Genomic DNA, 20,540 nt, shown 5'->3' with positions numbered 1-20,540 from the left:
CACGGCTCGGGGCCATCACCCGGCGCACGGCGTGTCGCACCATCACGAACCGGCGGTACTAGCCGGCAGTCCGTCCCCCGTGAGCGGCCATCGCGGCCACGGGGGGCCCTCGATGTGTCGTCGGTCGCCGTCGCGGTCGGCCTCGCTGATGGAGGGCATCCGTCGGGGGAGCCACCGGCCGACACGCTTTCGACCCGGGGCCGCGTCTCGACCGCCGTGAGCACGAGCCGCTCCCCTGGTCCCGACGAGCAGTACTGCTCCTCCTGTGGCGAGGTCATCAAACAGGCCGCGGAGATCTGTCCCGAGTGCGGCGTCCGGCTGAGGGACCCGCCGGGGCGTGCGGCGAGCGACAAGAAGCTCATCGCGGCGCTGCTGGCGCTCGTGTTCGGCGTCTTCGGCATCCACAAGTTCTACCTCGGGCAGAGGGCCCAGGGCGGACTCTACCTGCTCTTCTTCTGGACGCTCATCCCGGCGCTGCTGGCGCTCATCGACGCGGCACGCTACCTGCTGATGGACGACGAGACGTTCGAGGAGCGGTATCTGAGCGGCTGAATCCTCGAGCGCCCGTCACTCCAGCGCGCTGCCGGCGCGGACGAGCCTCTCCTCGCCGAACGCCGGGCCGATCAGCTGGAGCGCGGCCGGGCCGCGGTCGGTCTCGCCCGCCGGGACCGAGATGGCGGGCAGGTTCGCGAGGTTGACGGGAACGGTGTTCGCGTCCGCGAGATACATCCGGAGCGGGTCGTCCAGCGACTCGCCGAGCTCGAACGGCGGCACCGGCATCGTCGGCGAGGCGAGGACGTCGGCGGTCTCGAACGCCTCGTCGAAGTCCTGCTTCAGCCAGGCACGGGCGTCCTGGGCCTGCCTGTAGTACTTGTCGTGGTAGCCCGCCGAGAGGGCGTAGGTGCCGAGCAACACGCGGCGCTTGACCTCCTCGCCGAACCCCGCCTCGCGGGCCGTCGCGAACGACTCGTTCCAGTCGCCGTCGTAGCCGCCGGACTGGCCGTAGCGGACGCCGTCGAACCGCGCGAGGTTGGAAGAGGCCTCGCTCATCGCGATGACGTAGTAGGCCTGGACGGCGGTCTCGACCGAGGGCAGCGAGACCTCGTGGACGGTCGCGCCCGCGGCCCGGAGGTCGTCCAGGGCGGCCTCGAACCGCTCGACGACGGCCTCGTCGGCGCCCTCCACGAGGTCCGTGACCACGCCGACGGAGAGCCCGTCGATGCCTCCGCCGGCGGCATCGGCGTAGCTCGTCGCGTCGGCCGGGTGGCCGTCGACGTCCAGGTCCTCCCGGGTGTCGTGGCGGGTCGTGGCGTCGTGCTCGTCCGGGCCAGCGATGGCGTCGAGGAGGGCGGCCGCACCCGCCACGTCGCGGGCGATGGGACCGATCTGCTCCAGCGAGTTGGCGTACGCCACCAGCCCGTAGCGGGAGACGAGCCCGTACGTCGGCTTGATACCGACGACGCCACAGAACGCGGCCGGGCAGCGGATGGAGCCGCCGGTGTCGCTCCCGAGCGCGTAGTCGACCTGGCCGGCGGCGACGGCGGCGGCGGACCCGCCCGAGGAGCCCCCGGGGACCCGCCCCGGTGCGGTCGGGTTGTCGGTCGGGCCGAAGGCGCTGGTCTCGGTGGTCGTCCCCATCCCGAACTCGTCCATGTTCGTCTTGCCGACGACGGTCGCGCCCGCGGTCTTCAGGCGCTCGACGACCGTCGCGTCGTAGGGCGGCACGTAGTCGGCCAGCATCGCGGACCCGCAGGTCGTGCGGATGTCGGCCGTGGAGATGTTGTCCTTGACCGCGACGGTCGCGCCGTCGAGCGGGCCGTCGTCGGCCCCTGCGACCCGCTGGACGGTCAGGAAGGCGGCGTGGTCGTCGTCGAAGTCGTCGGGGACGAGGCGGCCGTCGCCAGGGGGGTTCTCGGCCGCCATCAGCCCACCCGCGGGCCCTTGAACCGGCCGTCCTCGCTGTCCGAGGCGTTCCGGAGCGCCTCCGCCTGGGTGAGCCCCTCGCGGACCTCGTCGGCGCGGAACACGTTGGCGAGGTCGGCCTCGCGGTCGGTCTCGGGCACCTCGTCCAGCGCGTCGAAGTACGACAGGATGTCGCCGAACTGGTCGGCGAACCGCTCGACCTCCGCCTCGTCGAGGTCGACACGGGCCAGGCCGGCCACGTGGCGGACCTCCTCGGGGTCGACGGACTCGGAATCGCTCATGCCCTGGCATGCGACTGACCCGCCACTAAGGGTTTCGACTCCCCGTCCATGGCGGGCCCGCGTGGCACCGGTTCATCCCTGTCCCGTGGACAACAACCATTCAGCGATATGACGTGAACCGAACTGCGGCGAATTTTGGGGTTATTCGGCCTCGACCGGGGACGAGACCGGTGAACTACCCCCATATTTTAAGTCGGCTGGGTCCCAACGTGATAACACACAGGGAGCTTCTGACGGTAGCTCCACATCGCTGCTATCTCCACAATGACAGACACGAGTGTCCGACGCTTCCAGCGGGATAACGAGGAAACGGACGAGACCGAGTCCGAGACGACCGACGAACTCGTCTGCCCGGAGTGCAGTGGCAACCTCGCCACTGACACCGCCCAGGGCGAGACGGTCTGTGAGGACTGTGGTCTCGTCGTCGACGAGGACGAGATCGACCGCGGGCCGGAGTGGCGCGCGTTCGACGCCGCCGAGAAGGACGAGAAGTCCCGTGTCGGCGCGCCGACGACCAACATGATGCACGACAAGGGGCTGTCGACCAACATCGGCTGGCAGGACAAGGACGCCTACGGCAATTCGCTGTCCTCGCGCCAGCGCCAGAAGATGCAGCGCCTGCGCACCTGGAACGAGCGGTTCCGGACGCGTGACTCCAAGGAGCGCAACCTCAAACAGGCCCTCGGCGAGATCGACCGGATGGCCTCCGCGCTGGGGCTCCCGGACAACGTCCGCGAGACCGCGTCGGTCATCTACCGCCGGGCTCTCGACGAGAACCTCCTGCCCGGCCGCTCCATCGAAGGGGTCGCCACGAGCGCGCTGTACGCCGCTGCCCGCCAGGCCGGCACGCCGCGCTCGCTCGACGAGATCTCGCAGGTCTCCCGCGTCGAGAAGGACGAGATCGCCCGCACCTACCGCTACGTGGTCCGGGAGCTGAACCTGGAGATCGCCCCGGCGGACCCGGAGAGCTACGTGCCCCGGTTCGCCAGCGACCTCGACCTCAGCGACGAGGCCGAGCGCCGCGCCCGCGAACTGCTGCAGTCGGCGAAGGCGGCCGGCATCCACTCGGGGAAGTCGCCCGTCGGCCTGGCGGCCGCCGCGGTCTACGCCGCCTCGCTGCTCTGCAACGAGAAGGTCACCCAGAGCGAGGTCAGCGAGGTCGCCAGCATCTCGGAGGTCACCATCCGCAACCGGTACCACGAGCTGCTGGAAGCCGAGGACGGTATCGCGGCCTGACCGTCCCGCCACAGCCGCGAACCCGAACGGATTAACGGGGGGCCCGAGAACCGGGGTCCGATGGCGGTCCCCACGGTCGCCGCGTTCACTGACACCTACCTCCCGACTGTGAACGGCGTCACCTACACCGTGAGCACCTGGCAGGAGCGGTGGGGCCGTCGCGGCGGTCGGATGCACGTCGTCTACCCGGACGCCTCGGCGCACGACCCCGTGGGAACCGAACACCCCGTGCGGAGCGTCGCCTTCCCCTACTACGAGGGGTTCCGGCTCGGCCTCCCGAGCGTCCCGACGGCGGTCGAGCGCGACGACGTCGATATCGTCCACCCGCACACGCCGTTCCTGCTCGGTCTGGGCGCCGCCCGGTTCGCCCGCCGGCGGGACCTCCCGCTGGTCACCTCCTACCACACTCCGACGGCGGAGTACGCCGACTACATCGCCGACGGGCGGCTCTCGGCGGCCGTCGAGAGCGTCGCCCGGCGCTACGAGCGCTGGTATCTGGACCGCGCCGACACCGTCATCGTCCCCTCGGCCCCGGCCCGCGAGCACCTGACCGACATCGGCGTCGGCGCCAGCGTGGAGGTCGTTCCCAACGGCGTCGACGTCGACCGGTTCCGCCCCGTCGAGACGGCTGGCTTCCGCGAGCGACACGAACTCGGTGACGGCCCGCTGCTGGGCTACACGGGCCGCCACGGCTACGAGAAGGGGCTCGACGCCATCCTCGACGCCGTCGACGGGTTCCGGGTGGACGGGGTCCGTCCGACGGTCGTCTTCGGCGGCGACGGGCCGGCCCGGGCGGGCCTGATGCGACGGGCGGAGGACCTCGACGCCGACGTCCGCTTCCTCGGGTTTCTCGACCGCGGGGAGCTGCCCGCCTTCTACTCGGCGCTCGACGCCTTCCTGTTCCCGAGCCCCGTCGAGACACAGGGGCTCGTCGCGCTGGAGGCCAACGCCTGCGGTACGCCCGTCGTCGGCGTCGACAGCGGCGCCCTGGCCGAGACCGTCGAGGCGGGGGAGACCGGCTACCACTTCCCGCAGGACGACCCGGCGGCGTTCCGCGACGCCATCAGCCGGACGCTGGCGGAGCGCGAGGCGCTGTCCGCGGCCTGTCTGGCCCGACGCGACGCGACGAGCGTCCAGCACGCGGTCGACCGGCTGGAGACGGTCTATCGCGACACCATCGACCGCCGCTGAGCGGCGTGTCTCTACCCTTTCGGGAACGGTTCGCGGGTAGTCATGGCTCGCGAACGTGGACGCCTCAGACGATTGAAGAAGCGAAGGGGGAGTTGGGCCGGTGGATGTGCGCCGGGGGCCGGGCAACCCGACGCGTTGCGGGCGCGCTGTTTTTGTCGCCCTCACGACGAGAAAAGCGTCGGTTGGGCAACTCCGAGTACGGTTCGGTGGCATATAAACTCTGGCTTCTCCATGCGGCCGCGATCGGGGGAGGCCCGCCCTTCGAGGGAGTTATCGCCGGTCAGAGATCCCCCCGGCGGTCCCGCATGGCGGGGAACTCCTCGCGAACCGACCGGACCTCTTCGGGGTCGACGTCGGCGGTTACCAGCGCAGGGTCGTCGTCCGTGCTGGCCAGTGGCGTCCCCCAGGGGTCGTAGACGGTCGAGCGACCGACGAGGGAGGCGTCCTCGAACGTCGCGCTCCCGTTCGCCGCGGCCACGTAGCAGAGGTTCTCGACGGCGCGGGCCCGGGGGAGGAGCTGCCAGTGCTCGACCCGTGGGTATGGCCACGCGCTCGGGACGGCGACGAGGTCGACGCCGGCGTCGGCGAGGGCCCGGTACAGCTCCGGGAACCGGAGGTCGTAACAGGTCGTCATCCCGACAGTGAGCCCGTCGAGGTCGGCGACGCCGAGCGACTCGCCGGCGGTCAGCAGCTCCGTCTCCGCGGAGCCGTAGCCGAACAGGTGTTGCTTGCGGTAGACCGCGCGGCGCTCGCCCGTCCGGTCGAACAGGACCGCAGTGTTGGCGTAGCCGTCCGTGGCCGGCGGCTCCGCGCCGGGGACCCCTTCCGCCGTCGCCGCCAGATCCTCGACGAACGTCCCCGCGAGCACCGCGCAGTCGTGCTCGGCCGCGGCCCGGGCCATCCGGGTCGCCGTCCCCCCGTCCAGCGGCTCGGCGGTCCGGGGGTAGGTGTCGAACGCGAAGTAGCCGACCGTGAACACCTCCGGTAGCACGACGAGGTCGCTCCCGTCGGCGGCGGCCCGCTCGATCGCTCGCTCGGCACGGTCGAGGTTCCCCGCACGGTCGGTGGCCTCGATGGCGATCTGGGCGCAGGTGACGCGTCTGCCCCCGTCACCGGTCATCCTACGCCTCCGCGTCGAGCCCGAGGTCGGTCCGGATGGCCCGTTCCAGGTTCCCGAGCTCGTCGTCGAGTTTCCCCTTGAAGTATCGCTCCACGCCGGGCACCCTACCGTCGACGACGAACCGGTTGACGAGCCGGGTGCCGTCGCCGTCCGGTTCCAGCGTATGCTCGCCCTGGACGTTCATCGCTTTCGAGCGGCCGACGAACTCCACGTAGGTCGGCTCCTCGACGCGGGTGTCCTCCGTCTCGACCGCAATGGTGCGGTCCGTGTACGGGATGGGCAGCGCGACGTGCCAGACGGCGGTGTGTTCGCCGGTGACCTCGAACTCGCGGACGACACTGATGGGCTCGGCCCGCTTGCGAGGGTCGGCGATGAACGCCCACACGTCGGCCGGTGGGGCCGCGAGCTCGAAGGTGCGTTCGACGCGGACGGTCATACACGACTATCGTGGTGTCGGAACAAAAGGGGGACGGTCGAACGCCGAGCCCCGTTCGGCGATAGGGCATGCCGACCGGGGAGAGAGCCGGTCGGACTCGTTCGGAGAGCTACTCGGGGGTGACGCGCCAGGTCGTCGACTTCGCGCGGCCCCACTTCTCGATGTCGACGTCCTCGGACTGTTCGGCGAGTCTCGGGAGGCGGGCACCGACCTGTTTCGCCGTCAGCCCGACCTTTGTCGCGATGTTCTTGGCTCGGAAGTACCGGTCGCCCCTGGACACGCTGTCACGGAGATACGAGAGAATCCGCTCGTCTTCCTCACTCATCTCGCTCATATACAGTGGCAAGGGCGGAACGGACTTAACCGTTGTCGGTCACCGCCACGGCTGCCGGGTTCGGGCCGTCCTGACCCCACCTGACGGTACCCCTGACCGGGCGGTCAACCGTATGCGTGAACGGCGCCGATGGCCATCGCGCCGGCGATCATCGCGCCCGCGAAGGCGATACCCGAGCCCAGCTGGTCGTGGCTGATAGCGGTGAGGAACATCCCCAGGGCCCCCGCGAGCCCCAGCGCCCCGAACAGGACGCTCAGTCCGATCGACTTGTCGGACGTCGCCGTGGTCTCCATACGTTCCGGTTCGACGGCGACCACTTGAGACTGCCGCTTCGACCGGCACGGCACCTGCGACCCCCGGCGGCGGTCCACACCCGACGCCGACTGAACGGTTCGTCGGGAACCGACAGTCAGAAAGTTGATACCGCGGCCACAACTCCGGGCCGGTATGACGAACGACCGCGCCGTCGCACGGCTGCAGGTCGCGCTCGCGGCGTTCGGCCTGCTGACGGCGAGCGTCGTGGGGGCCTTCGCGGTCGGGCTGGTCGGTGCGCCGTCAGTCGTCGCCGTGGAGAACCGCTTCGGCGACGTGAACCAGAACCGCACGATCATCAACACCGGCCTCACGGTCGACAACCCGAACCCGATCGGTGTCCGGCTCGGTGACTCCACGGTCAACTACACCGTCCTCATGAACGACGTGGAGATGGCCCGCGGGTCGAAGGCGGGGCTGCGGATCGAGTCCGGGAACAGTACCCTCCCGTTCCGGACCCGGATGTTCAACGAGCGGATCCCGCCGTGGTGGGTGTCGCACATCCGCAACGACGAGGTCACCAACGTCACCATCGACGCGACGGTCCGCACGTCCGTCCTCGGCAACCGGTCGTTCGACCTCGATCAGCAGCAGGAGGTCGAGACCGACATCATCAGCGCCTTCGCCTCCGACGAGACCCGGCCCGTCGACGGCCCGTCGAACCCGCTCTACGACAACCCCGTCCTCTACATCAACAGCACCGACGCCGAGTGGGGCGAGGTCGACCGCCGGACGACCCCCATCCCCATGGAGTTCGTCGTCTACAACCCGCAGTTAGAGCCCTACACCATCACCGAGGTCGGCTACGACATCTCGATGAACGGGGTTCCGATGGGGCAGGGCACGACAGACGAGACCTACGTCATCCCGGGCGGTAGTACCGAGACCATCAGCACCACGCCCACCATCGACAACCGGAACCTCGACGAGTGGTGGGTCTCACACCTGGAGAACGACCAGCGGACCACCCTGCGCATCGACTTCTACGCGAGGGTCGAGCTCCCGACCGGCAACGAGATCCGCGTCCCGCTGGACCGGCTGACCTACACGCAGGAGTTCGAGACCGACATCTTCGGCACGAGGAACGGGACGGACACGGGCGACGGCACCGCGACCCCCGCCGGGACATCCACCCCCACGCCGACGCCGACGCCGACGCCAACCGACGACGGGTTACTCGACGACGGCACGTCCACCGCCACCGACGACGGGGTCGTCGACGACACGCCGGTCCCGGGGGCGACGCCGACGGGAACCGCCACCGACGACGGCCTCCTCGGGTCGCTGACGCGGGCCCAGGGGTGACCGGGAGGGGTTCGCAGTCCGACGGTAATCGGATTATCGTACGTGTTACCCCGATAAATACGCCGTTTCCGCGTAATACTCCATGCCCTCTCACTACCGTCCGCTGCGACCGGTACTCACGAGAGGACGCGCTGGCCGACGACCACCCCTGAACGGTTAACTCCGCACCGCTCGTAGCCGGGGGCATGGTCGAGATGGACCTGCACCTCCTCGATAGGGGACATATCATGTCGGACCGGAACTTCGCCATCGACGGGACGACGGCGGCGACATACTCCGACCGCAACCCGGACGCGGACTACGGGGAGTTCGCCGTCTGGAACCTGCTCATCGACCATCCGGAGGGGACCGTGCTCTGGGACACCGGCTCACATCCGGAGGCCGCCGACGGCCACTGGCCCGAGCCGCTGTTCGAGGCGTTCGCCCATCCGGACGCCGGCGAGCGCGACCTGCCGACCGCACTGGACGACATCGGGTACACGCTCGACGACATCGACATGGTGGTACAGAGCCACCTCCATCTCGACCACGCCGGCGGGCTCCACCGGTTCGAGGGGACGGACGTGCCGGTGTACGTCCACCGGCGCGAGGTGGAGTTCGCCTACCTGTCGGCCAAGACGCCGGCGGGCGCGAACGCCTACCTCGCCAGCGACTTCGACCGCGACCTGGACTGGGCGGTCGTCGCCGGCGAACGCCAGCTGCTGCCGGGGGTCGACCTGCTCCATCTCCCCGGGCACACGCCGGGGCTGCTGGGCGCGCGGCTGGAGACCGACGCCCACGGAACCGTGCTCGTCGCCGGCGACGAGGCGTTCCTGGCGGCGAACTACGAGGAGGGAGTGCCGATGGGCCAGTCGCTGACCACCGACAACGCCGCGTGGCGCGAGTCACGCCGGCGCCTGAAGGACATCGAGCGCCGGACCGACGCGACGGTCCTGCTGGGGCACGACCCAGAGCGGACGGCGACGTTGCGCGAGCGCTGGGGCTGAGACGTCGAGAGAGCGAGAGAGCCACCCGGACCGCGCCGTTACCGCCGCGCCTGGAGCCATCTGGCCGGCATCGTCGGGAGGCCCTTGCCGCGGGCCTCCACGCCGCCGGGCGTCTCTCGGAGTTCGACCTGCCCGTCGGACAGCTGTGCGAACGTCCGGACCGTCCGCTCGTCGTGAGCGCCGTCGTCCACCGTGGCCACGACCAGCCCGCCGGCGCCCTCGACCTGGTCGGACAGGACGGAGAGGAACCGGAACGCGTCGCAGTTCTCGACGTACAGGAGGAGCGAGGAGAGCGAATCGAGGACGACGACCGGCGAGTCGGCGCCGTCGAGGAACCGGGACAGCGGCATGCTGATGCCGGTCATATCGGCGGGGGAGCTGACCGACGCGTCGGCTTCCGGCGTCGAGCCGGGGGTGCAGTCGATACAGGCGACCCCGTCGGGAACGTCGAGGCGACTCGAACCCCACGCGGTCGAGATGAGGAGGGCGTCACGCCCGTTCTCGGCCGCCAGCTCGAGCGTTTCGAGGGCGATATCGGTCGTGCCGGCCATCGGCTGACCGACGAGAGCGACGCTGTCCCGGCTGACCGTCGCTAGTCGGGCCGTCGCCGGGCGGGTGGACGTGTCGGGCGAGATGGCGGAGTTCGACATGGTCTGTGTGCGGGTGAGTCCGCGTATCACACTGGGAGGAGTACTCCCGTGAAGAGGTTCTGACAACTCCGTCCAAAGGTCCGCTGGAACCACCCTACGACCGGTTCGAACGGTGGGCCGGAGGACCCCGACCGACGGCCTCTGCCGACCCGTCAGGCGGCGTCGTCGGGGGTCGCCTCCTCGACGGTCGGGCCGCCGGCCGCCGACCCGCCGCGCTCCACGACGAGCTTCGCCCAGACCGCCAGGGCCGACGGGAGCACCAGCAGCGAGGCGGTGAACGCGTAGATGACGCTCAACCCGGTGAGGACGCCGAACTGGCCGATGGCCGGGAACACCGACAGCACGAGTACGCCGATGCCGAAGACCGTGGTGAGCATCGACCCGGCGAGCGCGCCACCGGTTCCCCGGACGGTCCGCTCCAGGGCGGTGGAGAGGTCGCGCTCGCGGTACTCGTCGGCGAACCGGTGAGTGACGTGGACGGAGTAGTCGATGCCCAGCCCGATGGTGATGGCGAGGATGGTCGCGGTGAACGCGTTGAACGAGATGCCGAAGACACGCATCGACCCCGCCACGAACGAGACGGTGACGACGATGGGAACGAGGTTGGCGATGCCGAGCGTGGGCCGTCCCTCCAGCACGTAGTAGACCAGCAGCAGGAACAGGGCGGTCCCGGCGAGCGCGATGGCCAGGGAGGTCACCGCCGAGTCGAGGATGAGGCCGGAGATAGCCTCGAACACGACCGTCGACCCGGTGGCGATGGCCGTCACCTCCGTCCGCGGGCGCTCCATGTCGCTCGCGACGGTCCGCGCGTCCTCGGTGACCTCGGACTGTGTCGCGCCGGACTCCACGCTGTAGACCAGCCGCGTCGAGCGTCGATCCGCGGCGATGTAGCGCTGGGCCTGCCCCCGGACCGGCGAGTCCTCGGCCAGCAGCGCGTCGTAGATGGCCCGCAGGTCGTCGTCGGGAACGCCGTTACCGTCGCGGTCGTTGCGCTCGACCAGTCGCCGGAACTCCTCGTCGCGTGCGGCGTGGTCCTCGATGACGGAGATGATCGAGGTAGCGTCGGCTCGGCCGTCGCGCCGGACGAACGAGTCGGGCGGGTCATCGCCCGCACGGTGCAGGATCTCCAGGGTCTGGTCCTCGCGCAACGGCCCCTCGACGTACACCGTGACGGTGTCGGACTGGCCGGATTCGAAGGTGTCGGAGAGGTAGTTCGTCACCGCGGTCACCGTGTAGTCGGAGGGCTTGAACGGCTCGGGCAGCGCCATCAGGTAGTCGGGGTTCTCCTCGGGGGGGAGGAAGTCCTCGTTCGAGAACGAGGTGTCGACGCCGGTCGCGTGGTAGGCCATCCCGCCGGAGGCGACCAGCGCGACCACGAGGAACAGCGCCGGGGCCCGCCGTGCCACGATGACGCCGCCCGACAGCACCCGTCCCAGCGCCGACCCCTCCGCTCCGAGCGGCGTCGTCGAGAACGTCGGGATGGGGTAGTTCTGCCGTGACCGGTCCAGCAGCACCTTCGCGGCCGGCAGGAACACGCCGAAGATCAGGAAGGTGAACACGATACCGACCGCGGCGACGACCCCGAAGTCACGGATCGGCGGCAGCGCCGACGTCAGGTTCGCGCCGAAGCCGATGACGGTCGTCCCCATGACGATGAAGAACGCGACCAGTAGCTGGTCGGTCGTCACCCGCATCGCCGGCCCGATCTCCAGCCCGGTGGTCCGTTCCTCGCGGTACCGGTTGACCGCGTGGATGCCGAAGTCGATGCCGACCGCCAGTAACAGCGGCGGGATGGTGATGAGGATCTGGTTGAACGGGATGCCGGCCAGGCCCATGAACCCGAACGTCCAGATGAGCCCCATCGCCAGCGCCACCACCCCGAGCAGCAGGTCCGCGAGGTCGCGGTAGGAGACGATGAGGAAGAGGAGGATGAACAGGACCGCCGCTGGGACGACGATGATGAGCGAGTCGCCGATGACGTTCGAGAACTCCGCGGAGACGATGCCCGAGCCGAAGACGATGACATCGCCCCCGGCGCCGTCGACGACGCTGTCGGTCCGGAGCTGGAGCGGGGTCAGCGAGCTCGACCCACCCTGCCCGGCCGAGGCCGAGGTGCCGCCCGGCACTTCGTGCGTGACGACGCCGATGGTCGCGCTCGCGGAGGCGCTCTCACGGTTGAAGTCGTTCGAGAGCAGGCCGACGAACTGCGGGTTCCGGTCGGCCGCCCGCGAGACCGCACGGTCGATCTCGCGCGGCGTGGCGCGCTCGACCGCGCGGATACGCTCCTCGGTCGTCCGGGCCTCCGGGTCGAGCTGGGTCGCGACGATGGTCGCGGCCGACGAGGTCGACTGCACCCGGAGCGACTCGTGGGACTCGAGCCGGTCCTGGATGCCGAGCATCCGGAGCAGCCCGTTCCGGGAGAGCACGTTCTCCCCACGCTGGATGAGCTGTGTGCTCCCGGTGTCCGCGCTGAACGGGGTCGTCTCGAACTGGCGCTGGACGTCCTCGAAGGCAACCTGCGCCGGAACGTCCTGGGTGAACCCCTCCGTCCCGGCGTCCGTGGAGACGGCGCCGAGGCCACCCGCGAACACCAGCGTCAGGACGAGGAAGACCCCGACGATGCGCCCGGGATGGTTGATGATCTGGTCGTCGGCGGCGTCGACGAGCCGCTGGTAGTCGCCGGGGGCGCTCATTCCCGGCGACCGACCAGACCCAGCCCGGCCGCGGCGAGTCCGCCCAGCGTGAGCACGACTCCGAGGCCGAGGCCGGCCCCGCCCAGCCCGCCCGGCACCTGGAACGTCGACAGGAGCCCGCCGCCGCTGCTCTCAGTCACGTCGATGCCGACCTGGTAGCTGTCGGAGATCTTCGTGTCACCGTCGGGCTCCGTGTACTGGAAGTCGAGCGAAACCGGGTACGGCTTCGCGAGGGCACCGCCGCCCGCGGAGAGCCGGAAGGTCAGGGTCTCGGTCTCGCCGGAGTCGAGCCGCTCGATGAACGCCTCGTCGTCGCTCGCCGAGAGCGGGCTGTCGGTGAACAGCTTCGCGCTCACCGAGGTCAGCGGCTCGTCGCCCTCGTTGGTCACGTCGATCTCGACGGTACCGGTCGAACCCGCGGCCAGCGAGGCGTTCGCGGAGACGTCGAACGTGTCGCGGCGGTCGTCGATGGTCCCGCGAGCGTAGAACGGGTCCGAGGTCACCGTCTCGCCGTCCGCGTCCTCGTAGCGGAGCCGGTAGGTGAACTGCCGGGGGCCCGCCCGAGCCTCGGAGGAGACGTCCACGTCGTAGCGCACGTCGACTGACTCGCCGGCAGCGAGGTCGCCGACCGCGTATTCGGTCTCGGCCGTCGCGACGTTGGCGGGCGGGTCCAGCACGAGCACGGCGTTCTCGGCCGGGCCGGGGCCCTCGTTGGTGATGGTGCCGGTCAGCTGGCCCTCGCTGCCGACCCGGAGGCTGGTAGCGTGGTCGCTCAGCTCGAACTCCTGCTCCGCCGCCGGCGTCACGCCGACCGAGACCGGGTCCGAGCGCTGGCTCCGGCCGGCGGCGCTGGTGTAGGAGACGGTCGTGTCGACGGCGTAGCTCCGCTCCTCGGCCGCGGAGCTGAACCGCGTCTCGACGGTGAGAGTGCGGGTCTCGCCCGGGCCCCAGTCGCCGACGAAGGTGCGGGCGGAGGGCGAGCCGCCGAACGTGAGCGCGGCGTTGCTGGAGTCGAACTGGACGGTCGCGTCCTCGAGCGCCCGGTCCCCGGTGTTCGTGAGCGCCACGGTCAGCCGGCCACTGTCGCCGACGGCGGCGGTCGTCCCGGCGTCCGTGAGCGCGAACGTCTGTTCGGAGCGGGGGATGACGGCCGTCGAGAGCGACGACTGGAGCGGGTCACCGTCGGCGTTCTCGTACGCGAGGGTCCCGCGGAGCGAGAGCGAGCGCAGGGTGTTCCCATCGGCCACGCGGGCGCCGACGGTCACGTTCCGTCGCTCGCCGGGGGCCAGTTCCCCGACGAACGCCTCGGCCGTCGGCGAGCCATCGAACCGAAGCGCCGCGTTCGGCGACTCCAGCGTCAGCGTCGCGTCGGAGGCGGCCTCGGCCCCGACGTTGGCGACGGTGACGGAGACGTCACCGCCCCCGCCGACCGGGGCGGTCGTCGTCGCGTCCACCACCTCGAACCGGGCTGCCTCTTCGACCGTCACCTCGACGGTGTACTCCTCGGTGGTGTGTTCGTCGCTGTACTGATTGATCGGCGATCCGGGGATGAGGTCGTAGTAGTCGTACTCGACCTCGATATCCAGCTCGTAGGTCCCGGGCTCGGCGTCCTCCGGAACGGAGAGGCGGAACGGGGCCGACCGGACGCCCTCGGGGACGGACCCCAGGGCCACCTCACCGGTCTCGACCTCGACCGGGGCGCTCTCGTCCGCGGGTTCGGCACGGACGAGCGTCCCGCGGGCCGTAGTGACGACGGCCTCCTTCCCGGCCAGTTCCTGGCTGGTAGCGCCGAGGTCGATGTCGCCGCTGTTCGAGACCGTCAGCTGGACGGTCCGTTCGGTTCCGGGTTGGAGGGTCCCGTCGGAGAGCGTCACGTCGATATCCGGCTCCCCCCGGACGAACGCGGCCGCCGGCGCGCTGGCGGCGGCGACGAGGGAACCGATCATCACGGCGACGAGCAACAGGCGACTCAGGCGGGCCACGTGGGAGGGGCCGTCGCGGGAACTCATTACCGGAGCGACGGCCGGGTGATATTTAAGTGGCCGTAAACTTCTGAATAGTTATTAAGCGTTCAGAACGGGGGCAAGCGGGACTCACACTCGGGCAAGACGTCGACGAGAGACAACTCGTCGGCAGTTGGAACCGGAGGAGTCGGCCTGTCCGGCGGAGGGGGAGTCGCTACTGCTCGATGCGGCCGTAGGCGCTCTCGAGGTAGTCGACGATCCAGTCGACGGTCTCGGGGTCGTAGGTCCAGAAGCCGTAGAAGGCGCGGTCGTCGCGCTCCTCGGCCAGCAGCGCACATTTATTGACGTCGACACCGTTGCCGTCGTAGACGACGAACCAGGATTCGGCGATCTCCTCGGTGCGCTCGACGTGGATGGTCAGGTCCGTGTCGTGGTCGGGGACGGACGCGTCCGGGTAGGCGTAGGCGTGGACGTCGAGGTTCTCCTGGGCGGCCAGCCGGGTGTAGACGTCCATCTGGTCCGAGAGGATGGAGAGCCGCTGGAACCCGGCGTAGACCGAGCCCTCGCCGAGCCGCCAGGCGCGGTCCTCCATCTCGCGCGAGGCCGCCACCATCTGCTCCGTGTCGTAGGAGGTGAACATCGTCTCGTCCAGGTGGTCGAGGATGGGGTGGTGGACATCGTCATCGAGCCCGGGTTCGGTCCCGGCCGGCGCCGACAGCACGTCCTCGACGTTGGTTGCGGTGACGACCTCGTCCTCGTCACCCTCCCGCTCGCTGGAGAGGACCACGAACGACCCGGGGCGACCGCTCTCGGTGCGTTCGGCGCGCACCGAGAGGTTCCGGTCACGGAACTGGTCCCGGACGCTCTCGACGGTCTCCGTGTCGGTGTTGAAGACGGTAAGGGACTTCTCGTGGTCCTCGACACCAGCTATCAGTTCGGAGAGGCTCATCGCTCGTTAGTAGGGGTCAATACAGTTCCGGTCTTAAAGCTTCGCACAACTCGACTAGACCCCATATGTACACCCCTCGATTCGTCACTCCGTCGGGGCGCCGGCGTGCGGTTCCTCACGAACGTTCGTGTGCTATCACGGCACAAACCCTTTTAATGCCTGCCGGCAAATATCGCGGCAACGCGCCTCCGGGCGCTTGATAGCATGACAGGAGAGATCGCCTGGCGAATCGCGGGCGGTTCCGGTGACGGGATCGACTCGACGAGCCAGAACTTCGCGAAGGCACTGATGCGCTCGGGCCTCCACGTGTTCACGCACCGCCACTACCCCTCGCGGATCCGTGGCGGGCACACGTACGTCGAGGTCCGGGCCGACGACGAACCAGTCCGGGCGCGGGGGGACGGCTTCAACTTCCTCCTGGCGCTGGGCGACTCCTTCGCCCGGAACCCCAAGGAGGACGCCTACTACGGGAACGAGCAGGCCAAACCGCTAGCCGAGAACCTCGACGACCTCCGGGAGGGAGGCGTCATCGTCTACGACGAGGGGCTCCTCGACCCGTCGGTCATCGACGACTTCGACGAGCGGGTCGCGGCCAACGACTGGCACGTCTACCCGATGGATCTCCGGGGATTGGCTCGGGAGGAGGGCCGCGAGGTGATGCGCAACACGGCCGGCGTTGGCGCCACGTGCGCGCTGCTCGACTACCCGCTCGACCCGATTAAGGAGCTGATGGGTGACCGGATGGGCGGGGACGTGTACGAGGCCAACAGCCACATCCTGGATGTCGCCCGGGGGCGGGCAAACGACTTCGACCACACCCACGACCTCCGGATGCCGACGGGCGAGCACGAGACCGACCAGGTGCTCGTCTCCGGGTCGAACGGTATCGCCTACGGCGCCATCGACGCGGGCTGTCGGTTCGTCTCCGGCTACCCGATGACCCCGTGGACGGAGGTGTTCACCCTGTTGAGCCAGCACCTCCCCGAGATGGGTGGCATCGCCGAGCAGGTCGAGGACGAGATCGCCGCGGCCGCACTCGCGCTTGGGGCCTCCCACGCCGGCGTGAAGGCGCTCTCGGGCTCCTCGGGCGGCGGGTTCGCGCTCATGTCCGAGCCGCTGGGGCTCGCCGAGATGACCGAGACGCCGGTCGTGCTGGTGGAAGCGACCCGAGCCGGCCCCTCGACGGGGATGCCGACCAAGACCGAGCAGGGCGACCTCGAGCACGTCCTCTACACGAGCCAGGGCGACTCCTGCCGGGTCGTCCTCGCCCCGGGGAACCAGGCGGAGGCGTACGAGCAGACCCGGCTCGCCTTCGAGATAGCCTACGACTTCCACCTGCCCGTCGTCGTGGTGTACGATCAGAAGCTCTCGGGCGAGCTACGGAACGTCGACGCCGCCGTTTTCGACCGCGAGCCGTCGCCGGACCTCGGGGCGGCGCTGACCGAGGAGGAACTGTCCGAGGCGGCCCACCACGCCGCCGGCACGTTCGAACGGTACCAGCACGACGCGGCCAGCGCGGCCGAGGGCGTCTCGCCGCGCTCCATCCCGGGGCAGGCCGGCGGCCGCTTCCTGGCCTCGGGCAACGAGCACCACCCGACGGGCCACATCTCCGAGGACGCGGACAACCGCGTCACACAGATGGACCGCCGGCTTCGGAAGCTGGACGCCATCCGCGAGCGGCTCGACGACGGCGACACCAACCAAGTCCGGCACGGGGCCGCCGACGCGACCGTCGGCGTGCTCACCTACGGCTCCAACCAGGGAACGGTCCACGAGGCCGTCGACCGGCTGGTCGCCGACGGCCACGACGTCGCCTCGCTGTCGGTGTCGGACCTGATGCCGTTCCCCGCGACCGAGGTCCGGGAGTTCCTCGACAGCGTGGAACGGTGTCTGGTCGTCGAGATGAACGCCTCCGGCCAGTTCCGCGGGCTCGTCCAGCGCGAACTCGGCGCGTACGGCGACGTGCTGCACAGCCTGCTGAAGTACAACGGCGAGCCGTTCGAGCCCCACGAGATCGTCGAGGGCGTCGGAGGGCTCGACGGTGGTGACCCCGCGACCGCCGGCACGCGCTACGTCCCCGCGGGGAGCGACTGAACCAATGAGCTTCACACCACTCCGAGACGACGATGCGGAGCGGGAACCGACCGACAAGAGCGCCTTCACGCCCGGCATCGAGCCCCAGGCCACCTGGTGCCCCGGCTGTGGGGACTTCGGCGTCCTGAAGGCCCTGAAGGGGGCGATGGGCGACCTCGGCTACACCCCCGAGGAGGTCCTGCTGGTGACGGGCATCGGCTGCTCGGGGAAACTCTCCTCGTACTTCGAGAGCTACGGCTACCACTCCCTCCACGGTCGGGCGCTCCCCATCGCCCGCGCGGCCAAACTCGCCAACCCCGGGCTGGAGGTGGTCGCCGCCGGCGGCGACGGTGACGGCTACGGCATCGGCGGCAACCACTTCATCCACACCGCCCGCGAGAACCACGACCTGACCTACATCGTCTTCAACAACGAGATCTTCGGCCTCACCAAGGGCCAGACCTCACCCACCTCCCCGAAAGGTCATAAATCGAAAACCCAGCCCCACGGTTCCGCCAAGGACCCCGTCCGGCCCCTGTCGCTGGCGCTCGTCGGCGGCGCCTCCTACGTCGCCCGCACCGCCGCCGTCAACCCGAACCAGGCCCAGGAGATCCTCAAGGAGGCCATCCAGCACGACGGCTTCGCCCACGTCGACTTCCTCACACAGTGTCCCACCTGGAACAAGGACGCCAAACAGTACGTCCCCTACGTCGACGTCCAGCAGTCCGAGGACTACGACTTCGACATCACCGACCGCCGCGAGGCCAGCGCGATGATGCACGACGTCGAGGACGCACTCCACGACGGCGAGGTCCTCACCGGCCGCTTCTACCACGCCCCCGACCGCCCCTCCTACGGCGCCGAGAAACGCGCCCAGGGCGACCTCCCCGAGGACCCCCTCGCCGAACGCTACTTCGACGACGACGCCGACTGGGAGCGGAGCTACGACCTGCTCGACGCACACCGGTAACGGAGCGGGTTCGTCCGTAACATCGGCCTTCCGGTCATTATCCGGGGCGTTTCCCGGTAATCTCGTCCCTTCGCGAGCCGTATGACAGGTTCACGACGTTCCCGCCAGCGGGACCCACCCCCCGGCCGGACACGTCGGGCTTTTGCGCCCTGACCGCCTACCGGACGTAGTGACCGATTCGCAGGAGGAGACGGACTCCGAGGCCGACGGCGGGGACGGGGCGGGCCCGGAGTTCCCCGTCGACGCGTTCTACGACCTGCTGGCCGAGCGCGAGCGCCCCGTACTGACCGCGACGGAGGTGGCGCGGGCACTCGACTGCCCGCACGCGGTCGCGGAGGACGCCCTGGCCGCCCTGGTCGATGCGGGGCGCGTCGAGCGGCAGGCCGTCGAGGCCGACCCGGTGGTCTGGTACCCGACGGACTGGAAGGAGACACAGGGCCGCGAGCGCGTGGTGGTGTTCCCGAACCGGCGGGAGATCGTGGTCGACCAGCCCTCGCAGTTCACCCGGGCCCAGCTCTCCACGTTCGCGCGGCTGGAGGACGTGAACGGCGACCGCGGCTACCGCTACGTGGTCCGGGAGGACGACGTCTGGCGGGCGCCCCAGGAGTCGTTCGACGACCTCCAGCGGTCGATGCGACAGGCGCTGGGCGGGCGGTACGACGCACTCGAGGAGTGGGCCGAGGGCCAGTGGGAGCGGGCCCGGAAGTTCCGGCTCTACACCCACGAGGAGGGGTACGTGGTGCTGGCGGCGGCGAGCGCCGACCTGCTTGGCAACGTCGCCGAGCACCACCTCGAGGACGGTGTGCTGCGGGCGCGCATCGACGACACGGAGGCCTGGGTCGCCGAGGACCGCACGGCCGAGGTGAAACGGACGCTGTACGAGGCCGGCTACCCGGTGCTGGACGAGCGGACGCTGGAGCGCGGCGACGACCTCCCGGTCGAACTCCGCCTGCAGCTCCGGGGCTACCAGAACGACTGGGTGAAGCGGTTCGTCTCGACGGGGTCGGGCGTGCTGGTCGGGCCGCCGGGCTCCGGGAAGACGGTCGCCGCGATGGGCATCATGGCCGCCATCGAGGGGGAGACGCTGATTCTGGTCCCCTCGCGCGAGCTGGCGACGCAGTGGCGCGAGGAACTGGTCGCGAACACCTCCCTGGCCGAGGCACAGGTCGGGGAGTACCACGGCGGCGCCAAGGAGGTCCGGCCGGTGACCATCGCCACCTACCAGACCGCCGGGATGGACCGCCACCGGCACATCTTCGAGGACCGCCGTTGGGGCCTCATCATCTACGACGAGGTCCACCACATCCCCGCCCCCATCTCCCGCCGGAGCGCCCAGTTGCAGACCAAGCACCGCCTGGGCTTGTCTGCGTCGCCCATCCGGGAGGACGACAAGGAGGACGAGATCTACACCCTCATCGGCCCGCCCGTCGGCACGGACTGGGAGGCGCTGTTCGAGGCCGGCTACGTGGCCGAACCGGAGGTCGAGGTCCGGTTCGTCCCCTGGGCCAGCGACCTCCACGAGAACGAGTACGCAACCGCCAACGGCCACGAACGGCGGATGGCGGCCGCGACCAACCCGGCGAAGGCCGCCGAGATCGAGGCCATCCGGCGGGACCACGTCGGCGAGAAGACGCTGATCTTCGTCGAGTACATCGACCAGGGCGACCGGCTCGCCGACGAGCTCGGACTCCCGTTCGTGAGCGGGGAGACCCCGCACGCCCGCCGCCGGACGCTGTTCGAGGAGTTCCGGACCGGGCCGCGCGACGCGCTCATCGTGAGCCGTGTCGGCGACGAGGGGATCGACCTGCCCGGGGCGGAGGTCGCCATCGCGGCCTCCGGGTTGGGTGGCTCCCGGCGGCAGGGCGCCCAGCGCGCCGGACGGACGATGCGCCCGGTCGGGAAGGCCCGGATGTACGTGCTTGCGACCCGCGGGACGAAGGAGGAGGAGTTCGCCCGCCAGCGCACCCGTCACCTCGCCGCAAAGGGGGTCCGCGTCCGGGAGCGCGACAGCGCCGCGTGGTCGTTCGAGAACGGCGAGGCGACGGCCGTCGAGGGAGCGGACGCCGACGGCGGGGACGGGGCGGCGTGACGGCCGGCCAAGCTACAAGCCGTCGCCC

18 protein-coding genes are annotated in these 20,540 nt (G+C 69.9%); 8 read left to right on the top strand and 10 right to left on the bottom strand.

Annotated features, from left to right (window positions below; translation table 11 throughout):
• Nucleotides 1-216 precede the first annotated feature (216 nt).
• Nucleotides 217-552 (top strand): TM2 domain-containing protein, encoded by a 336-nt coding sequence (locus DP107_RS08540; RefSeq protein WP_144261737.1) that lies wholly within the window; start codon nucleotides 217-219, stop codon nucleotides 550-552.
• A 15-nt stretch (nucleotides 553-567) separates the two neighbouring features.
• Here the strand turns inward: DP107_RS08540 and gatA are convergent, their stop codons facing one another.
• Together gatA and gatC are read right to left on the bottom strand one after the other, a co-directional pair.
• On the bottom strand, nucleotides 568-1,923 hold the full coding sequence (gene gatA, locus DP107_RS08535) for an Asp-tRNA(Asn)/Glu-tRNA(Gln) amidotransferase subunit GatA (RefSeq protein WP_144261736.1): 1,356 nt from the start codon (nucleotides 1,921-1,923) through the stop codon (nucleotides 568-570).
• Nucleotides 1,923-2,204: an Asp-tRNA(Asn)/Glu-tRNA(Gln) amidotransferase subunit GatC gene (gene gatC / locus DP107_RS08530; protein ID WP_144261735.1), complete on the bottom strand. Its 282-nt coding sequence runs from the start codon at nucleotides 2,202-2,204 to the stop codon at nucleotides 1,923-1,925. Before gatC ends, gatA begins: the two co-directional genes overlap by 1 nt.
• A 264-nt stretch (nucleotides 2,205-2,468) precedes the next feature.
• Between gatC and DP107_RS08525 the strand changes: the two genes are divergently transcribed.
• Entirely contained in the window at nucleotides 2,469-3,440 is a 972-nt protein-coding gene (locus DP107_RS08525; protein WP_144261734.1) for a transcription initiation factor IIB, read from the top strand.
• A 60-nt stretch (nucleotides 3,441-3,500) separates the two neighbouring features.
• The gene (locus DP107_RS08520; protein WP_144261733.1) at nucleotides 3,501-4,631 is read left to right on the top strand and encodes a glycosyltransferase; all 1,131 of its coding nucleotides are present in this window, start codon (nucleotides 3,501-3,503) and stop codon (nucleotides 4,629-4,631) included.
• A 280-nt stretch (nucleotides 4,632-4,911) separates the two neighbouring features.
• Here DP107_RS08520 and DP107_RS08515 read toward each other — a convergent pair whose 3' ends face one another.
• The 4 genes from DP107_RS08515 to DP107_RS08500 all read right to left on the bottom strand — a co-directional run bounded on the left by DP107_RS08515 (nucleotide 4,912) and on the right by DP107_RS08500 (nucleotide 6,814).
• Nucleotides 4,912-5,751: a nitrilase-related carbon-nitrogen hydrolase gene (locus tag DP107_RS08515; protein WP_144261732.1), complete on the bottom strand. Its 840-nt coding sequence runs from the start codon at nucleotides 5,749-5,751 to the stop codon at nucleotides 4,912-4,914.
• Between the two features lies 1 nt (nucleotide 5,752).
• Nucleotides 5,753-6,187, bottom strand: a complete 435-nt coding sequence (locus tag DP107_RS08510) for an SRPBCC family protein (RefSeq protein WP_144261731.1) — start codon at nucleotides 6,185-6,187, stop codon at nucleotides 5,753-5,755.
• 109 nt (nucleotides 6,188-6,296) lie between these two features.
• The gene (locus DP107_RS08505; protein ID WP_144261730.1) at nucleotides 6,297-6,521 is read right to left on the bottom strand and encodes a DUF7123 family protein; all 225 of its coding nucleotides are present in this window, start codon (nucleotides 6,519-6,521) and stop codon (nucleotides 6,297-6,299) included.
• A 104-nt stretch (nucleotides 6,522-6,625) separates the two neighbouring features.
• Nucleotides 6,626-6,814, bottom strand: a complete 189-nt coding sequence (locus tag DP107_RS08500; RefSeq protein WP_144261729.1) for a DUF7525 family protein — start codon at nucleotides 6,812-6,814, stop codon at nucleotides 6,626-6,628.
• Nucleotides 6,815-6,968: 154 nt separating this feature from the next.
• Between DP107_RS08500 and DP107_RS08495 the strand changes: the two genes are divergently transcribed.
• Nucleotides 6,969-8,138, top strand: coding sequence for an LEA type 2 family protein (locus tag DP107_RS08495; RefSeq protein ID WP_144261728.1), 1,170 nt, complete (start codon nucleotides 6,969-6,971; stop codon nucleotides 8,136-8,138).
• Between the two features lie 185 nt (nucleotides 8,139-8,323).
• A complete protein-coding gene (locus tag DP107_RS08490) occupies nucleotides 8,324-9,124 on the top strand; it encodes an N-acyl homoserine lactonase family protein (RefSeq protein WP_144261727.1) in 801 nt (266 codons plus the stop codon).
• 38 nt (nucleotides 9,125-9,162) lie between these two features.
• On the opposite strand, the gene DP107_RS08485 is transcribed toward DP107_RS08490, so the two are convergent.
• From DP107_RS08485 to DP107_RS08465, 4 genes are all read right to left on the bottom strand, one after another.
• Nucleotides 9,163-9,774 carry a DUF7504 family protein gene (locus DP107_RS08485; protein ID WP_144261726.1) on the bottom strand — a complete coding sequence of 204 codons (612 nt, stop codon included), beginning with the start codon at nucleotides 9,772-9,774 and terminating at the stop codon, nucleotides 9,163-9,165.
• Nucleotides 9,775-9,926: 152 nt separating this feature from the next.
• Entirely contained in the window at nucleotides 9,927-12,467 is a 2,541-nt protein-coding gene (locus DP107_RS08480; RefSeq protein ID WP_144261725.1) for an efflux RND transporter permease subunit, read from the bottom strand.
• Nucleotides 12,464-14,476 (bottom strand): COG1361 S-layer family protein, encoded by a 2,013-nt coding sequence (locus tag DP107_RS19935; protein ID WP_185977231.1) that lies wholly within the window; start codon nucleotides 14,474-14,476, stop codon nucleotides 12,464-12,466. The genes DP107_RS08480 and DP107_RS19935 overlap by 4 nt, the downstream gene beginning before the upstream one ends.
• Before the next feature lie 169 nt (nucleotides 14,477-14,645).
• On the bottom strand, nucleotides 14,646-15,380 hold the full coding sequence (locus DP107_RS08465; RefSeq protein WP_144261724.1) for a DICT sensory domain-containing protein: 735 nt from the start codon (nucleotides 15,378-15,380) through the stop codon (nucleotides 14,646-14,648).
• 204 nt (nucleotides 15,381-15,584) lie between these two features.
• Here DP107_RS08465 and DP107_RS08460 point away from each other — a divergent pair, with 204 nt between their 5' ends.
• From DP107_RS08460 to DP107_RS08450, 3 genes are all read left to right on the top strand, one after another.
• Nucleotides 15,585-17,474, top strand: a complete 1,890-nt coding sequence (locus tag DP107_RS08460) for a 2-oxoacid:acceptor oxidoreductase subunit alpha (RefSeq protein WP_144261723.1) — start codon at nucleotides 15,585-15,587, stop codon at nucleotides 17,472-17,474.
• A 4-nt stretch (nucleotides 17,475-17,478) separates the two neighbouring features.
• A complete protein-coding gene (locus DP107_RS08455) occupies nucleotides 17,479-18,423 on the top strand; it encodes a thiamine pyrophosphate-dependent enzyme (protein ID WP_144261722.1) in 945 nt (314 codons plus the stop codon).
• 169 nt (nucleotides 18,424-18,592) lie between these two features.
• A complete protein-coding gene (locus tag DP107_RS08450; protein WP_185977230.1) occupies nucleotides 18,593-20,512 on the top strand; it encodes a DEAD/DEAH box helicase family protein in 1,920 nt (639 codons plus the stop codon).
• The last annotated feature ends 28 nt before the right edge of the window (nucleotides 20,513-20,540 follow it).

Origin of the sequence: Haloglomus irregulare (assembly GCF_007421925.1) — an archaeon.
In the GTDB taxonomy this organism is placed as follows: domain Archaea; phylum Halobacteriota; class Halobacteria; order Halobacteriales; family Haloarculaceae; genus Haloglomus; species Haloglomus irregulare.
Note: the sequence above shows the minus strand (reverse complement) of the source record. Positions and strands in the feature narration are given on the sequence as shown.

What these genes read in the sequence shown, in the direction of transcription:
- DP107_RS08520 (WP_144261733.1), top strand. Translation starts at nt 3,501, where the DNA reads ATGGCGGTCCCCACGGTCGCCGCGTTCACTGACACCTACCTCCCGACT.
- DP107_RS08480 (WP_144261725.1), bottom strand. Translation starts at nt 12,467, where the DNA reads ATGAGCGCCCCCGGCGACTACCAGCGGCTCGTCGACGCCGCCGACGAC.
- DP107_RS08505 (WP_144261730.1), bottom strand. Translation starts at nt 6,521, where the DNA reads ATGAGCGAGATGAGTGAGGAAGACGAGCGGATTCTCTCGTATCTCCGT.
- gatA (WP_144261736.1), bottom strand. Translation starts at nt 1,923, where the DNA reads ATGGCGGCCGAGAACCCCCCTGGCGACGGCCGCCTCGTCCCCGACGAC.
- DP107_RS19935 (WP_185977231.1), bottom strand. Translation starts at nt 14,476, where the DNA reads ATGAGTTCCCGCGACGGCCCCTCCCACGTGGCCCGCCTGAGTCGCCTG.
- DP107_RS08525 (WP_144261734.1), top strand. Translation starts at nt 2,469, where the DNA reads ATGACAGACACGAGTGTCCGACGCTTCCAGCGGGATAACGAGGAAACG.
- DP107_RS08495 (WP_144261728.1), top strand. Translation starts at nt 6,969, where the DNA reads ATGACGAACGACCGCGCCGTCGCACGGCTGCAGGTCGCGCTCGCGGCG.
- DP107_RS08455 (WP_144261722.1), top strand. Translation starts at nt 17,479, where the DNA reads ATGAGCTTCACACCACTCCGAGACGACGATGCGGAGCGGGAACCGACC.
- DP107_RS08515 (WP_144261732.1), bottom strand. Translation starts at nt 5,751, where the DNA reads ATGACCGGTGACGGGGGCAGACGCGTCACCTGCGCCCAGATCGCCATC.
- DP107_RS08485 (WP_144261726.1), bottom strand. Translation starts at nt 9,774, where the DNA reads ATGTCGAACTCCGCCATCTCGCCCGACACGTCCACCCGCCCGGCGACG.
- DP107_RS08465 (WP_144261724.1), bottom strand. Translation starts at nt 15,380, where the DNA reads ATGAGCCTCTCCGAACTGATAGCTGGTGTCGAGGACCACGAGAAGTCC.
- DP107_RS08490 (WP_144261727.1), top strand. Translation starts at nt 8,324, where the DNA reads ATGGTCGAGATGGACCTGCACCTCCTCGATAGGGGACATATCATGTCG.
- DP107_RS08510 (WP_144261731.1), bottom strand. Translation starts at nt 6,187, where the DNA reads ATGACCGTCCGCGTCGAACGCACCTTCGAGCTCGCGGCCCCACCGGCC.
- DP107_RS08460 (WP_144261723.1), top strand. Translation starts at nt 15,585, where the DNA reads ATGACAGGAGAGATCGCCTGGCGAATCGCGGGCGGTTCCGGTGACGGG.
- DP107_RS08500 (WP_144261729.1), bottom strand. Translation starts at nt 6,814, where the DNA reads ATGGAGACCACGGCGACGTCCGACAAGTCGATCGGACTGAGCGTCCTG.
- gatC (WP_144261735.1), bottom strand. Translation starts at nt 2,204, where the DNA reads ATGAGCGATTCCGAGTCCGTCGACCCCGAGGAGGTCCGCCACGTGGCC.